Annotated in this window: 11 protein-coding genes and 2 pseudogenes; 10 read left to right on the top strand and 3 right to left on the bottom strand. The window is 66.8% G+C overall.

Going from position 1 to position 13983, the window contains the following annotated elements:
* Window positions 1–34: 34 nt before the first annotated feature.
* From AC5Y2S_RS25785 to AC5Y2S_RS25775, 3 genes are read left to right on the top strand one after another with little or no spacing between them, the layout of a single operon-like run.
* Window positions 35–2698 carry a WXG100-like domain-containing protein gene (locus tag AC5Y2S_RS25785; RefSeq protein ID WP_499959256.1) on the top strand — a complete coding sequence of 888 codons (2664 nt, stop codon included), beginning with the start codon at window positions 35–37 and terminating at the stop codon, window positions 2696–2698.
* A 12-nt stretch (window positions 2699–2710) separates the two neighbouring features.
* Complete coding sequence (locus AC5Y2S_RS25780; protein ID WP_499959255.1) at window positions 2711–2974, top strand: hypothetical protein; 264 nt, start codon at window positions 2711–2713, stop codon at window positions 2972–2974.
* A 30-nt stretch (window positions 2975–3004) separates the two neighbouring features.
* Window positions 3005–3220, top strand: a complete 216-nt coding sequence (locus AC5Y2S_RS25775; protein ID WP_499959254.1) for a hypothetical protein — start codon at window positions 3005–3007, stop codon at window positions 3218–3220.
* 44 nt (window positions 3221–3264) lie between these two features.
* Here AC5Y2S_RS25775 and AC5Y2S_RS25770 read toward each other — a convergent pair whose 3' ends face one another.
* Complete coding sequence (locus AC5Y2S_RS25770) at window positions 3265–3675, bottom strand: F420-dependent biliverdin reductase (protein WP_066913250.1); 411 nt, start codon at window positions 3673–3675, stop codon at window positions 3265–3267.
* Window positions 3676–3710: 35 nt separating this feature from the next.
* Between AC5Y2S_RS25770 and dprE2 the strand changes: the two genes are divergently transcribed.
* Genes dprE2 through AC5Y2S_RS25750 form a run of 4 tightly spaced genes read left to right on the top strand, consistent with a single transcriptional unit; the run spans window position 3711 to window position 7091 of the window.
* A complete protein-coding gene (gene dprE2 / locus AC5Y2S_RS25765; RefSeq protein ID WP_499959253.1) occupies window positions 3711–4460 on the top strand; it encodes a decaprenylphospho-beta-D-erythro-pentofuranosid-2-ulose 2-reductase in 750 nt (249 codons plus the stop codon).
* A complete protein-coding gene (gene cbiE, locus AC5Y2S_RS25760) occupies window positions 4457–5620 on the top strand; it encodes a precorrin-6y C5,15-methyltransferase (decarboxylating) subunit CbiE (protein WP_499959252.1) in 1164 nt (387 codons plus the stop codon). Before dprE2 ends, cbiE begins: the two co-directional genes overlap by 4 nt.
* Window positions 5617–6369 carry a precorrin-4 C(11)-methyltransferase gene (cobM, locus tag AC5Y2S_RS25755; protein ID WP_499959375.1) on the top strand — a complete coding sequence of 251 codons (753 nt, stop codon included), beginning with the start codon at window positions 5617–5619 and terminating at the stop codon, window positions 6367–6369. Before cbiE ends, cobM begins: the two co-directional genes overlap by 4 nt.
* Window positions 6369–7091: a cobalt-precorrin-6A reductase gene (locus tag AC5Y2S_RS25750; RefSeq protein WP_499959251.1), complete on the top strand. Its 723-nt coding sequence runs from the start codon at window positions 6369–6371 to the stop codon at window positions 7089–7091. The genes cobM and AC5Y2S_RS25750 overlap by 1 nt, the downstream gene beginning before the upstream one ends.
* Here AC5Y2S_RS25750 and sigC read toward each other — a convergent pair.
* Both sigC and AC5Y2S_RS25740 read right to left on the bottom strand, forming a co-directional pair.
* Window positions 7088–7642 (bottom strand): RNA polymerase sigma factor SigC, encoded by a 555-nt coding sequence (sigC, locus tag AC5Y2S_RS25745; RefSeq protein ID WP_499959374.1) that lies wholly within the window; start codon window positions 7640–7642, stop codon window positions 7088–7090. The two genes, AC5Y2S_RS25750 and sigC, sit on opposite strands and share 4 nt — an antisense overlap.
* A gap of 165 nt (window positions 7643–7807) precedes the next feature.
* A pseudogene (locus AC5Y2S_RS25740) lies at window positions 7808–8425 on the bottom strand (DUF2275 domain-containing protein); the annotation flags it as partial.
* 153 nt (window positions 8426–8578) lie between these two features.
* Here AC5Y2S_RS25740 and AC5Y2S_RS25735 point away from each other — a divergent pair.
* The 3 genes and pseudogenes from AC5Y2S_RS25735 to AC5Y2S_RS25725 form a co-directional block, all read left to right on the top strand.
* Window positions 8579–10105 carry a PPE family protein gene (locus tag AC5Y2S_RS25735; protein ID WP_499959249.1) on the top strand — a complete coding sequence of 509 codons (1527 nt, stop codon included), beginning with the start codon at window positions 8579–8581 and terminating at the stop codon, window positions 10103–10105.
* Window positions 10106–10511: 406 nt separating this feature from the next.
* Window positions 10512–11510: pseudogene (locus tag AC5Y2S_RS25730) on the top strand (PE family protein); the annotation flags it as partial.
* 700 nt (window positions 11511–12210) lie between these two features.
* Window positions 12211–13983: tetratricopeptide repeat-containing glycosyltransferase (locus AC5Y2S_RS25725; RefSeq protein ID WP_499959247.1), on the top strand; the 1773-nt coding region annotated here is incomplete at its 3' end.

Here is a 13983-nt window from a genome sequence, read left to right as displayed (position 1 = left end):
GCGGCGCGGGTCGGCCTGGGCGAGAATTTGGCGCGTGGTGCCCTTGGTCGTCGATCCTCAGGCGCTGTTCGCCGTGGGCAGCGCCGTGGTCGCCGCCGGAGAGGGTCTGGCCGCCAATCTGACGGTGTTGACGGCGGGTTTCGCGGCCAACACCGGCCATGACGCGGCCGGCGAGGTGTTCGGCCTCGGGTATCAGGACGCGGCCGAGAAGCTGTTGCAGGCCGCGACCGCCGCGGTCAACGCGTGCCGGCAGAGCGGCGCCAGAATTCAACAAGGCGCGGCCAACTATTCGAATGTCGAAGCGGCATCGAACATTCGCGGCGGTGAGCGCGTCTTGTCTGCGCCGCCGGAGCCGGCCGAGATCGCGCCGCCCGGGCCTCCCGGGACGCTCGGGCCGGGCCCGCCGCCGCCGCTGCTGTGGGCGGTGGTGCAGTCGTTCGTCGACGACGTGTGGCCCGACGGTGACGTGGCGGGGATGCACGCGGCCGCGGCTCGGTGGCGGGGCTTCAGCGCGGGAGTTGCCGGGATGCGTGACTCCCTCAACGCCGCCATGGTGCTGATGGATGCGCATCAGATTCCCGAAGGCGGCAAGATCGACGTCGCCTTGTCGCAGATCCGCGACTGCATTGCCAAGATCAGCGACGCGAGCGGAGAGTTGGCCGCAGGCCTCTCCAATTTCGCCAACGAGGTGGGTCGGGCCCAGAACGCGATCCGCGACCTGCTGAACCGGCTGGGGTCGCTGACCGACCTGGGGCACGATCTGATGTTGATCGTCAAGGGCGACGCGCTCGACGAGATCAAGAAGATCGCCAAGGACGTCAACGACGTGCTGCACAACCTGGGGCGCGAAGCCCGGGCCTCCGAACAGGCGATCAAGGTGGGTTTGGGGGTCGTCGACGGCTTGGTCGTCAAGCTCGAGAAGTACGTGCGCGGCGAGCTCAAGCAATATCTGGGTGATGCCGTCGGCAACCAGGTGGCAACGGTTTTCGACGTTTTCGCGAACGCGAACGAGGGGGTATTGAAGGGCGCCGTCGGGATGGCGCTGTCGATCGCGGACCTCGACCCGCGGTGGTTTGCGCTAGATCCGCACGGCGCGGCCGAGACCTGGGCGGGCCTCGGGAAGGGCATGTGGAAAGGCAGCGTGATCAATGGCTTGGCCAACCCACAGGAGTTTGTCGAATCGAACTGGCAGCAGATCAAAGGCCTTCTGCACCTTGATGATTGGAGTACGGCCCGGCCGGGATTAGGCCTGGGGGAGAACATCTTCGACGCCGCGACGTTGCTAATACCGGGAGGCGGCGAAGCGGCCGCCGCGGTCGATGGAGCCGGGGCCGCCGCGCGTGGCGCCGAGGCCGCCGCGCAGGCGGAGCGTGCCGCCGGCAGAGCGGCCGATGGGATCGCGGGTGTCGTTGGTCCCCGCGGTGCGCTGGCCGATATCGCCGGGACGGGCAGCAGCCTCACCAAAGACCTCGAAGGCGTGACCGGGAAGCTGCCCAAGATCGAGCCTCCGGTCGGTGGCCAGCCCGTCGCGTTGCCTCCGAAGCCGCTTGAGGCGCCGGTAGCGCCGGCACCGCGTGCGACGGAAGGCGCGCCCGGTGCTCCTCACGAGCCAACTGCCGCGCCGGGGCCGGCCCATGCTTCGCCGGGCGGTCCGCACGATCCCGGTGGCCCGCCGCCGGCGCCGGCACCGCCGGGTGGTCCGCACGATCCCGCGGGTGGCCCGCGCGAACCGGTATCAGCGCCCGCAGGTGGTCCGCATGATCCGGTCCCGGTGCCTGCGAGCGGTCCGCGTGAGCCCATACCAGCGACCGCGCCCGCATCGCATCCGCCAGCTGCTGCCGCTGCGGTAGCCGAACGCGCGCCGTCGACCATTCCGCAACTGGTGGATCATTCGCCGGCTCCGATGCAGGCAGTGCCTACTGGGGCTCCCGCTGAACTCGCACCCGTCGCGTCGCACTCATCGACGCCGTCGCTCTCTTCTGCAGCTCCGCATTCCACGCTGCCGGAAGGTCGTGCGACTGAGCTGCCGGGTGGCGGCTGGCACGGGCCCGGTCACGGCGGTCCCGCGGGCGCAGGCACAGCGCACGGAGGGCCCCCGCATGGTGGGGGACCGCATGGTGCGGGTAATGGGCGTTCCCCCGCCGGCCACACCCACGGATCACCAGGTGATCACGCGCCCTACGGGCACGAGTCTCACGGCGAAGACCGATCATCCGACGGGATAAGCGCCGAGAAGCGCGATGAAATCATCGACACGCCGAAGGGTAGCCGCCCTGACCCTTCCGAATACCTATCTCCAGAATATATTCACAACCATCTTGGAAAATTCGCTGATGGTGCGACTAGATTTATGCCGGAAAGCAACCTTGAGAAGTATGGTATTGCTCAACGAGACGGTACTTCATTTGTAATGCCTAAGATCGAAGCTGATGCAATGGTAGAGGCAACCGGAGGCGACATGCGTGCACTGGAGAATGAACTTGGTTTGCCCGAAGGTATCCTCGACTCGAACAAGATCGTTAGAATCGACATCCCCGGCCCTGAGAAATTTAATCTTCGGATTCCCTCCGGTAATGAGGCTGGCGCCAATGAACAATGGATTCCCGGTGGGCACCTGCCTAACGGTGCCTCCGAGGCAGTCGTTGATGGCGGACAGATACCGCCAGACGGCTACACTGTAACCGACGTCTTCAACTAGAAAAGAGCGGAAATGAAATTTGACGACACATACTTTTCAAGAGAAGACAGATACTCGATCGGTGTCGAGTCTGGTTCAGGCAGCTATTATGCATCGATACCCGTTAGCAACGGTATCGTCGACTACGAAGAATACTACGAGCTGACTGCGGACCAATATCATGATTTCCTGCGCGATAGAGATGCGGCGATCGAATTCGTCGAAGCCTGCCGTAGGCGGGAACACGACGATTTGCTTTTGCAAAGACCGGGGAATAACCGTGGAACTCCGGTGTAGGAATCCGCGGGCCTATGCGGAGACACGCGGATGAGTAAGAGGATAGCGGGCAAAACTTTTTCCACGCCGGAAGAAGCGGGCGTTACTCCTCCGACAAAAGAGGAATTAGCGGAGATACAAAAGAAATTTGATGAGTTTGAAGAAAAGATAAATGCTGTGGCACCGGAAGATCGTGTGAAAGAAGTGTCGCCAAAATTCTGGGATGATATTGGGGGCACTGAGTATGATCCTCGGCGTCAGAAGTAGCGGTTTGCTCCCAACAAGATCAGTCGCGTCCTGATCTAGTTCAACTATTCGCCCCGGTCCAGCAAATCCGACGACCCCAGCACCCGCTCCACTTGCACCTCGATGACGACCCGCCTCGGATTGGGCCTGGGAGTCCGATAGCGCTGGGCGTAGCGCAGCTCGGCGTCACGAACCGCGTCGGCGTCGCTGTTCACCTTCGACCGGCCCTCCAGCGACAGCCACCGCGCGCCGTCGACCTGACTGAGCACGGCCACCCCGGCGCGGTCGGCGTTCACGGCTTTCTGCGACCCGCCGGTCGTGATCACCCGCGCGATGTGAGTCTTGGGATCGAAGGTGAAACCGACGGCGACCACATGTGGGGAATTGTCGGCCCGCAGCGTGGTCAGCATGGCCAGGTGACGTTCTGACAGGAAAGCCAGCGCATCGTCGGTCAGCCGCGTAGTGGTATTCGCCATCACCGCCCACGCTAGCGCAGGTCATAATCGCAGCCGTGGACGACACGGGCGCAGGTCCGGTACTAATCCTGGGCGGCCGCAGCGAAATCGGCATCGAGCTCGCGCGCCGGCTGGCCCCCGGGACGACGGTGGTAATTGCCGCGCGCAGGTCCGATCAGCTCGACGACCAGATCGCCACCCTCAAAGCCGCCGGCGCCGCGGCGGTGCACACCACGGAATTCGACGCCGACGACCTGGCCTCGCACGGCCCGCTGGTCGCCTCGATCGTCGCCGACCACGGACCCATCGGCACCGCGGTGCTGGCCTTCGGGATCCTCGGTGACCAGGCCCGCGCCGAGACCGACGCCGCGCACGCGGTCGCCGTCGTGCACACCGACTACGTCGCCGAGGTCAGCATCCTCACCCATCTGGCCGCGGCCATGCGCAAAGCCGACAGCGGCCAACTCGTGGTGTTCTCCTCGATCGCCGGCGCCCGCGTGCGTCGCGCCAACTACGTCTACGGCTCCGCCAAGGCCGGCCTGGACGGCTTCGCCAACGGCCTGGCCGACGCGCTGCACGGCACCGGGGTCCGGCTGCTGCTCGTGCGCCCGGGCTTCGTCATCGGGCGCATGACCCAGGGCATGGAGCCCGCGCCGCTCTCCATCACCCCGGAGCAGGTCGCCACCGCCACCGCGCGGGCCCTGGCCAAGGGCCGCCGTATGGTGTGGATCCCGTGGGCATTGGGTCCCGTGGCGTTTGTGTTCCGGCTGTTGCCGCAGTTCGTCTGGCGCAGGATGCCGCGATGATCGTCGTTGTCGGCATCGGCGCCGACGGCATGGCCGGGCTCGCCGAAACCTCGCGCTCCGAATTAAACAGGGCCACGGTCATTTACGGATCCCGACGCCAGCTCGACCTGCTCGATGACACGGTGGCGGCACCCCGTCGGGAGTGGCCGTCACCGATGCTCCCGGCCCTGCAAGCACTACCCGCAGACGACGAAATCCACATCGTCGCCAGTGGCGATCCGCTCCTGCACGGCATCGGCGGCACACTGATCCGGTTGTACGGACCCGAGAAAGTCAGGGTGCTGCCGCATGTGTCGTCGGTGACGTTGGCGTGCGCGCGGATGGGCTGGAACGTCCACGACACCGAGGTGATCAGCTTGGTCACGGCCCCGCCCCACACCGCTGCACGCCGCGGCGGCCAAGCGATCGTGCTGTCGAAAAACGCGGCCACACCCAAGGAACTGGCGGAACTGCTCAGCGCACACGGGCGCGGCGACTCCGAGCTCAGTGTGCTCGAAAACCTCGGCGCCCCAACCGAACGACGCCGCGACGGCACCGCGCGCCACTGGGCCGACGACCCTCCGCAAGTCGACGACCTCAACGTGATCGCCCTCCGCTACCTGCCCGACGAGCGCATGTCACCATACCCGGACGACGCTTTCGTCCACGACGGGCAGATCACCAAACACGGGATCCGGGCGGTGACCCTGGCCGCGCTGGCACCGCGACCGGGGGAGCGGCTGTGGGACGTCGGCGCGGGCTCGGGCAGCATCAGCGTCGAGTGGTGTCTGAGTTGGCGGGGTTGCAGCGCGGTGGCGTTCGAGCGGGACGAGCGGCGCCGCCGCAACATCGCGTCCAACGCGGCGGCGTTCGGCGTCACCATCGACGTCCACGCCGAGGCACCGCAGGCGTTCGACAGCATCGAAGCACCATCGGCGATCTTCATCGGTGGCGGCCTGACTCAACCCGGCCTGCTCGACGACTGCCTCGACAAGCTGGTCGAGGGGGGACGCCTTGTCGCGAACGCGGTCACCGCGGAGTCAGAAGCGGTTCTGGCACAGTCTTATTCCCGTTTCGGGGGCCAGCTGCGGCGCTTCCAGCACCATCACGGGGAGCCATTGGGCGGATTCACCGGTTGGCGCCCTCAATATCCGGTCACCCAGTGGACGATGACGAAATGACGGTGTACTTCATCGGCGCGGGCCCCGGCGCCGCGGACCTGATCACGGTCCGCGGCCAGCGGCTGCTACAACGCTGCGGAACGTGCCTCTACGCGGGCTCCATCATGCCCGACGACCTGCTGGCGCTGTGCCCGCCCGACGCGAAAGTCATTGACACCGGCCCGCTTACGCTGGACCAGATCGTCACCGAAATCGCCGACGCCGACACCGCGGGTCATGACGTGGCGCGCCTGCACTCCGGAGACCCGTCGCTGTACAGCGCGCTGGCCGAACAATGTCGTCGACTCGACGCGCTGAGCATTGGCTACGAAATCGTACCGGGCGTACCGGCTTTCGCTGCCGCCGCCGCCGCGCTGAAGCGCGAGCTCACCGTCCCCGGGCTGGCGCAGACGGTGACGTTGACCCGGGTCGCCACCCTCTCGACACCCATGCCGCCCGGCGAGCAGCTGCAAACCCTCGCCCAAACCGGCGGCACCCTGGTCCTGCACCTGGCGGCGGCGCAGATCGACGCCATCGTCCCGCAGTTACTCAAGGGTTACCGCCCCGAAACACCTGCTGCGGTGGTGGCTTTCGCGAGCTGGCCGCAGCAGATCGTGCTGCGTGGCAGGCTGGCCGACATCGCCGGCCAGATGCACGACGCCAGTATCACCAAGACCGCCGTGATCATCGTCGGCGATGTCCTCGCGGCCGAGGGATTCACCGACAGCTACCTGTATTCCACCGGGCGGATCCGGGGGAGCCGGCACTGATGCGGGTCCTGCTGCTTGGCGGCACCGGCGAGGCTCGCGCGCTGGCAAAAACGCTGCACCCGCGCGTCGATATCGTCAGCTCGCTGGCCGGCCGCGTCCCCGACCCCGCCCTGCCCGTCGGCCCAGTGCGCGTCGGGGGTTTCGGCGGCGTGGACGGACTAAAACGCTGGCTGCAGGACGAACACATCGACGCGGTCGTCGACGCCACCCATCCGTTCGCGGCGACCATGACTGCCCACGCGGCCGAAGCGTGCGTCACACTACGGTTACCGCACCTGGTGCTGGCACGCCCGGCCTGGGCGACCGGCGACGCCCTCGTCGCTGACTCGGACACCGAAGCAGCGGAAATCGTTGGAAAGCAACAATATTCACGGATATTCCTCACCACCGGCCGCTCAAGCGTGCAAGCCTTCGCCGACAGCGACGCATGGTTTTTGATCCGCGTGGTCACCGCGCCGGACACCGGGCTGCCGCGTCACCACCGGCTGCTGTTGTCCCGCGGGCCGTATCGCTACGACGACGAACTCTCGCTGTTGCGTGACCACCGCATCGACGCGCTGGTCACCAAGAACAGCGGCGGCGACATGACCCGAGCGAAGCTGGATGCGGCTGCCGCGCTTGATATTCCGGTGGTCATGATCGCGAGACCGAAACTTCCGGCGGGCGTGTCAGCGGTGGGCACCGTGGACGAGGCCGCCGATTGGGTTGCGGCGCTGGGCTAGCCGGTGAGGTCTTCGCGTTCCGCGTCGGCCAGCAGCGCGTCCCGGGCGCGGGCGACACGGGATCGGATGGTGCCGACCGGGCATCCGCAGACCGCCGCGGCGTCGGCGTAGGGCAGCCCGAGCAGCTGCGTGAGCAACAGTGCTTCGCGCTGCTCGGTCGAGAGGTTCGCGATCATCGTGGTCACCTCGACCAGGTCTTCGAAGCCACGGGCGTGGCGGTCGCCCGTGATGAAGTGAGCCGGATCTGTGCCGGCGGCCGTGCGCGGCCGCGATTGCGCGTGGCGGATGTGATCGGCCACAACACGGCGCGCGATGGCCAGCAGCCAGGTTCGCGCGCTGGACCGTCCGGAGAACCGCTCGATCGCGCCGATCGCCCGCAGGAAGGTCTCTTGCGTCAAGTCGTCTGCGGTCCCGGTGTCGGACAGGTAGGCGACGAACCGCCAGACGTCTTGTTGGGTCGCCTTGATGAAGGCCTCGAGCGCTCGCGGGTTCCCGCGTGCGGCGGCCAACGCGAGGTCGGTGACGGCCTCGTCGTCGCTTGACGCGGTCATGGCCGACAACCTTAGTTGGGCGGGCATGGCCCGTCTACGACGGGTCGTCGTAGAGGCGGCTCGGTTGATCGGCCAGAGATGCCGATGCCGCCGACCGCCGGGCGCCTCCGACGGCCACTCGCGGTAATCGGCATCCTGCCCGGAGGAGCGCGGTCGCCGTGTCCGCACATGTTCGCGCGCCACCAGCAGCGCGAAAACCAGCCCCAAGAGAAGGGGCATGTGGCTTGCGATGCGTGTCGCGGTCACCTCGCCGGCGAACGCGTCGACGACCACGTAACTCAACAGCGCGACGGAATACACGCCGGTAATCGCGGCCACGCCGATCGCGGTCGCGGGCCAAACCCCCGCGGCGATCATGGCCAGACCCAACGCCAGCAACCACGCGGTGGACTCGTGCATCAGGTGCTCGCCCGACATGGCGCCATGCATGTGGCTCGACACCATGCCGAAATTGATGCCGCTGATCTGAGCAGCCGCGATTGCCACCTGGAAGACGCCGACAGCGATCAGCCCCCAGCGCCGGTAGCGCGACCGCAGCCAACGCATCGAGCGGTGATGCGGCGGGGACTGCTGATCCAGGCTCGCCATGATCTTGTCGACCAGGTCTGGTCCCTCGCCGGGCGCGATGGAGGACAGCCGGCGCGACTGGACCGCCGCGCCGATCAGCCAGGTGCGGCAACCCCGGCACGACTCCAGGTGGGCGTCGACCTGTTGTGCGAGCACCTGCGGACGCTCGCCGTCCAGCCGCGCAGAAAGCGCCTCACGCGCAACTTCACACCGCATCCCTGCATCGTTGCGCATGCCAGGTCGCGCCGCAAAGACACCCCGAAAGCGGGGGACGGGAACCAAACCGTCCGGCAAACCGACCACTGAAGACAAGCCCGCCACGACGTCCACCGAAGAGGTATTCGTGTCCCTGCCCGAAGGCCCCCGACGATGACCGCCCCCATCTGGATCGCCTTGCCGCCCGAGGTGCACTCCACACTGTTGAGCAATGGCCCGGGTTCCGGGCCATTGCTCGCCGCTGCGGAGGCGTGGTCGTCGATGGGCGCCGAATATGCCGCCGCGGCAGACGAACTCATCGGCGTGCTGGGCGCGGCGCAGGCCGGATGGGATGGTCCCAGCGCCGAACGGTACGTCGCTGCCAACGCTCCGTATCTGAGCTGGTTACTCGAGAGCGCGTCGGCTAGCGCGCTCGCCGCGTCATCGCATCGAACGGCCGTGGCCGCCTACGCCACCGCGCTGGCCACCATGCCGACGCTCGCCGAACTCGCGGCAAACCACGCCACTCATGCGGCGCTGGTGGCTACCAATTTCTTCGGCATCAACACCATCCCCATCGCGGTCAACGAAGCCGACTACGCGCGCATGTGGCTACAGGCCGCCGAAACCATGACCAGCTACCAAGCCGTCACCGACTCGGCCCTGGCGGCGGTCCCGACGGCCACCCCGGCTCCGCAGATCGTCGCGACCGGTGGCGAGACCAGCGCCCCGGCGGCCGCCAATGCCAGCGTGTCTTGGCAGGATCAGCTCGCGGCGCTCCTGCAGCAATACACCAAAAATTTCGCGTGGCCGGTATCGAAGGACCTCAATCCCGCGGGATGGCCCATTCCCGCCGTCCCATTCGCCAACGGCCTCACCTCGGCACTGATGCAGATCCCCGGGATGTCGCCGGCCCTGGCGAGCGCCCTCGCCTGGGCCACCTTCCACACGTTGATGATCTTCTGGCCCTCCGGCCAGCAGGCGATCCAGTTGGCGGTTTCGCTTGCCCCGGCGTTGGCCGCCGTTGTTCCCGCCGCGGGCGTGGCGGCTGGCGCCGCGGTGGCAACCGGCATCGCGGTCCCGGTGTCGGTGGCCAGCTCCGTGCCGACGGCCGCGGCAGCGCCGACGCCCGGCTCTATGCCTGCCCCTCCGACCGCCGCCGCGCCTGCCAGCGCCAGCAGCGCCGAAACCGTGCCCGGCCCCGCGGCGCCGAGCCCAACCTCCGCCATCGGCGGGGGACCGGCCGGTGGCGGGCCGGGGGTGGGGTTCGGTCCATCGGCGTCAACGGGCATGAGCGCGAGCCTCTCCGACGTCCTCTACGCCGTCGACCTCTCCGGGTTGTCGGTGCGCGGCAGCGCCAGCTCTCGCGCGCGTCGTCGCTGGGAGGAACCGGCGCCGGAGGACGCCGACGAGCCGGCGGCCGCCTCAGCCGTGGCGAACGGCCGAACGCGGCGGCGCCGTCGGGGCGCGACCATCAAGGATCGCGCCCATCGCCACGAGTTCATGGAAATCGACGACGACGGGAGCCCCCGTCCGGAGACTTCGGACAAAGGGGGCGGGCCACTCGGATTCGTCGGTACCACCGTTACGCCCGCCGCCGGCCGTCCGGCCGGGCTGGTGACACTGGCCGATGACGGAAGCAACGGTGCCCCGACCATCCCGCTGCTGCCGAACAGTTGGGACGACAGCGCGACCGAATAGCGCAGCGCGACAACATGGTTCGTGCCATGCCGCCGAACTATTCCGCTGACGGGCCCGTCGCGGAAGGCGCCAACGGCGTCCTGGAGCGGTTTACCCGGCCCGCCGACGCACCACGATTAACGGCGACGAACGGGTCCGGGCGAAGCGTAAACCGACCGAGTCCAGTTTATAGATCGGACCGAATCCACTTCATAATTCGGACCGATTCCAGTTTTATTTGATTGTTCCGACCTGATCCAGTTCGTAATTCCGACCTGATCCAGTTCATAAATTCGACCACTTCCAGTGTTAGCGAAACTATTTCGATGACCGACCGCGTGCGGTAGGTTTCGTTTCGGTTGCTCGAATGCAGGCTCGCATTAACGCCCTTCCGTAGGGCTGGCGATGAACATAAGGGTGGAATGTCATGAGTTCTCCATTTTTCATTGACCCCGCCGTCGTCCAGTGGGTGACTGCGAACCTTGACAGCATCGGCGCGAATGTGGCCAGCGCCGGTGCGGCGGCGGCTGTTCCGACGACCGGGGTGATGGGCCCGGCGGCCGATGAGGTGTCGACGGCGATCGCTTCGCTGTTCTCCCAGGCTGGGGATGAGTATCAGGCGCTGGTCGCAAAGGCAGTGGCGTTCCACGACCAGTTCACCCAGAACATGGCGGCCGGCGCGGCTGCGTATTCGGGTACTGAGGCGGCCAACGCGGCTCAGATGGTGGAAGCTGCGATGCGCTCGCCGGCCGCGACGGTCAACGGGGTAGTCGCGGCGGCGACGGGACGTCCGTTGATCGGAGACGGCGCGAATGGGACCTCTGGGGTGCAGGGGACGGCCGGTGGCGCCGGCGGGTGGTTGTTGGGCAACGGCGGTGCCGGTGGTAATAGCACGGGAGCGGGCAACGCCGGCGGTGCCGGCGGCGCGGCGGGGTTGATCGGTAATGGCGGGGCTGGCGGCCTAGGCGGTCCCGGCGGTGCCGGTGGTGCCGGCGGCCGCGGTGGCTGGCTGTGGGGCAACGGTGGTGTCGGTGGTGCCGGTGGTTCGGCCATTACGCCCGGCACGACGGGTGGTGCCGGTGGCGCCGGTGGCGCCGGCGGGTTCTTCTTCGGCCATGGCGGTGCCGGTGGTCCTGGCGGCGCGGGCGCTCCGGGTGCTAATGGCCTTCTCCCTGGCGTGAGTGGTAGCCCCGGTGGTATGGGTGGTGCCGGTGGTGCCGGCGGTGCCGGCGGGCTCTTCATGGGCGCTGGCGGTGACGGCGGAACCGGCGGGCAGGGTGGCGCCGGTGGTGACGGCGGTCTTCTCGCTCCCGGCGGTACCGGCGGCGTCGGCGGTCAAGGCGGTCAAGGCGGTCCCGGCGGCATCTTGGGTGCCTCGGGTGCACAGGGCGCCCAGGGTGCTCAGGGTGCCCACGGCGCGACCGGGTAGCTATTCACCCGCTGTGGCTGTGATTTGACTGGCGATGCCGACTACGTTGACCCTGTCGACTTCAGTTGACCTCGTGGCTTGCGAATCTTGTCGCGGTGGACGCCGATCCGTGTTCGTCCTGTAGTCAGCTAGTCGCCTTGGTTCGGCGGCAGGCGGATCGGATCGTGCAGCTGGGAAAACCGTTGCGTGGCAGGCGGATCTGATCGCGGAGCTGCAGCGCCGGCTGCGGGCGGCTTGATCGAATAGCCTGAACCGCCGTCCGCCGCACGCGACACCAGCCATCACACACCCGGTCACGGCGTGCGCGACATGCCAAACCGGCATGCGACACCGCGCCACGGCCGTCCGCCGACCCTTTGACCCGACAAACGCCGCGCTACTCTTCAGCTAAAAAGTGCCCTCTCGCTCGGAATGTAGACCTTGAGCATTCTCGTGTCCCTTGCCGGACAGCCACTTTCGCTGATTTGCGTCGTGTCCCACCAAGTTGCAAGGTCGGGCTAACGGCGGACGTTCGAGGCCGAAGCGCAGCGGGCAGGCGGTGTTTTGTCACGGCGATACGCCCGACGAACCGTCGCGTATCGTCGGCCTTGACCCGATGGGGTGGTTCGCCAATAGCTCGACCAATGATCCACAGTCGCCGCTTTTTACCGCGTGCAACCCGATCCGTGATACGCGATCGCTATGTAAACTTTGAGCGGTGTCCAAGCCAGTGACAGCGCGCGCCGCGATCTGCCTGAACATGATCGTGAAGGACGAGGCCGACGTCGTCGTGGAGACGCTTGATTCGGTCGCGCCCTACATCAGCTCGTGGGTGATCGTCGACACCGGTTCCACCGACGGAACCCAGGCCGTGATCCGCAAACACATGGCCCGCCTGGGCATCCCAGGCGAGCTTCACGAACGACCATGGCGCAATTTCGGCCACAACCGCACCGAAGCACTCAACCTCGCCCAAGGCCACGGCGACTACATCTGGGTCATCGACGCCGACGACATCGTCGTGGGCACACCCGACTTCACCCAACTAAGCGCCGACATCTACCGCATGCGCCTCGGAGATGCCTCCTTCACCTATTGGCGCCCGCAGTTGTTCCGCGACGGGGTGCGGGTGCGTTATGAAGGCGTCGTCCACGAAACGGCCGTATGGGAGTCTGGCTGCTTTGTTGGGCGCCTCGAGGGCGACTACTACGTCGAATCGCGTCGCCTCGGTGCCCGCAGTCAGGATAGCGAGAAGTATGCGCGTGACCGCGATCTGTTGCTGGCCGAGGTCGAACGCAACCCCGAGGATGCGCGGTCCGTGTTCTACCTGGCCCAGAGCTACTTCGATCTGGAAGATTTCGTCAACGCGCACAAGTGGTATGAGCGGCGGATCGAGATGGAGGGCCGGGAGGAGGAGGTCTATTACTCGATGCTCCGGCTCGCGGAGTCGGTGACGAGACTCGAATGGCCGTGGCTGGTCGTCCAGGACATCTACCTGCAGGCGTGGGAGTTTCGACCGACCCGCGCCGAGGCGCTGTATGCCATCGCTCGACGGTATCGCGAAGATGAGCGCTACCTGCCCGGCCACTTGTTCGCCCAGCGCGCCGCCCAAATCCCATTTCCCGAAAACGACCTCTTGTTCATCGGCGCGGACGTCTATGCCTGGCGTGCGATCGATGAGCAAGCGGTGTGCGCCTCCCAGCTTGGCAAGCATGCGGAGGCGTTTATGCTCTGCCGGCGCCTGCTGGCCCGGTCCGACATCCCCAACGGTGATCGGCAACGAATCGCGGTCAACCGCGACGTCAGCGTGCCGGTCATGCTTGAGGCGGCGTCACTGTATCCCGGCGCGCTGGTCCAGCGCCTGGTCGCCGCGCCAGGTGAGGCCAAGGTGGTCGTTAGCCTGGTCGCGGGACCGGACCGCGAGACCACCGAGCAGGCCATTAACTCGTTTCTGAACTGCTGCCTCGATCTTCCGCTTTGGTTCGGGCGCTTCTTCGTGGTCGATGCCGGCCTGTCGACCTACGATCGCGCACTGCTGCGTGAGCGTTACCGGTTCCTCGAGTTTGTCGATTGCAGCCCCGGCGACGGGCCCGGAGCCCAGCTCGCGCTGCTTCGCAAGCAGATCGTCGGACGGTTCTGGCTGCACCTGGGGCAGGGCTGGCGGTTTTTTGCGCCCGAAACCTACATCACCCGCCTGATCGCGGTGCTCGAATCCGAACCACAGGTGTTTCAGGTGGGCGTCAACTTCGCTGATGCGGTCAAGCTGACCGGCGTCTGCGCGGCCGAGCAGGAGGTGCGCCGCGCACCCGACGCCGGCCGCTACGTCCTGTCCGAGGTAGTGGCCGGTGGCCCGGCGATGTTCGACACCGCACGCCTAGATCGGGCCGGCAGCATATCGGGCAGCGACCCAGATCCCATTGCCGAACTCGGTTGGCGGGCAGGCGCTGTCGGACTGCAGACCGCCAGCCTCGACGAGGTGCTCTGCATCGCC

Source organism: Mycobacterium sp. NGS69 (genome assembly GCF_059812165.1).
Note: the sequence above shows the minus strand (reverse complement) of the source record. Positions and strands in the feature narration are given on the sequence as shown.

Excerpts from the sequence above, each read along its gene's own strand:
- cbiE (WP_499959252.1), top strand. The coding sequence starts at position 4,457 with ATGATCGTCGTTGTCGGCATCGGCGCCGACGGCATGGCCGGGCTCGCC.
- sigC (WP_499959374.1), bottom strand. The coding sequence starts at position 7,642 with ATGACCGCGTCAAGCGACGACGAGGCCGTCACCGACCTCGCGTTGGCC.
- AC5Y2S_RS25735 (WP_499959249.1), top strand. The coding sequence starts at position 8,579 with ATGACCGCCCCCATCTGGATCGCCTTGCCGCCCGAGGTGCACTCCACA.
- AC5Y2S_RS25750 (WP_499959251.1), top strand. The coding sequence starts at position 6,369 with ATGCGGGTCCTGCTGCTTGGCGGCACCGGCGAGGCTCGCGCGCTGGCA.
- AC5Y2S_RS25770 (WP_066913250.1), bottom strand. The coding sequence starts at position 3,675 with ATGGCGAATACCACTACGCGGCTGACCGACGATGCGCTGGCTTTCCTG.
- AC5Y2S_RS25775 (WP_499959254.1), top strand. The coding sequence starts at position 3,005 with ATGAGTAAGAGGATAGCGGGCAAAACTTTTTCCACGCCGGAAGAAGCG.
- AC5Y2S_RS25780 (WP_499959255.1), top strand. The coding sequence starts at position 2,711 with ATGAAATTTGACGACACATACTTTTCAAGAGAAGACAGATACTCGATC.
- cobM (WP_499959375.1), top strand. The coding sequence starts at position 5,617 with ATGACGGTGTACTTCATCGGCGCGGGCCCCGGCGCCGCGGACCTGATC.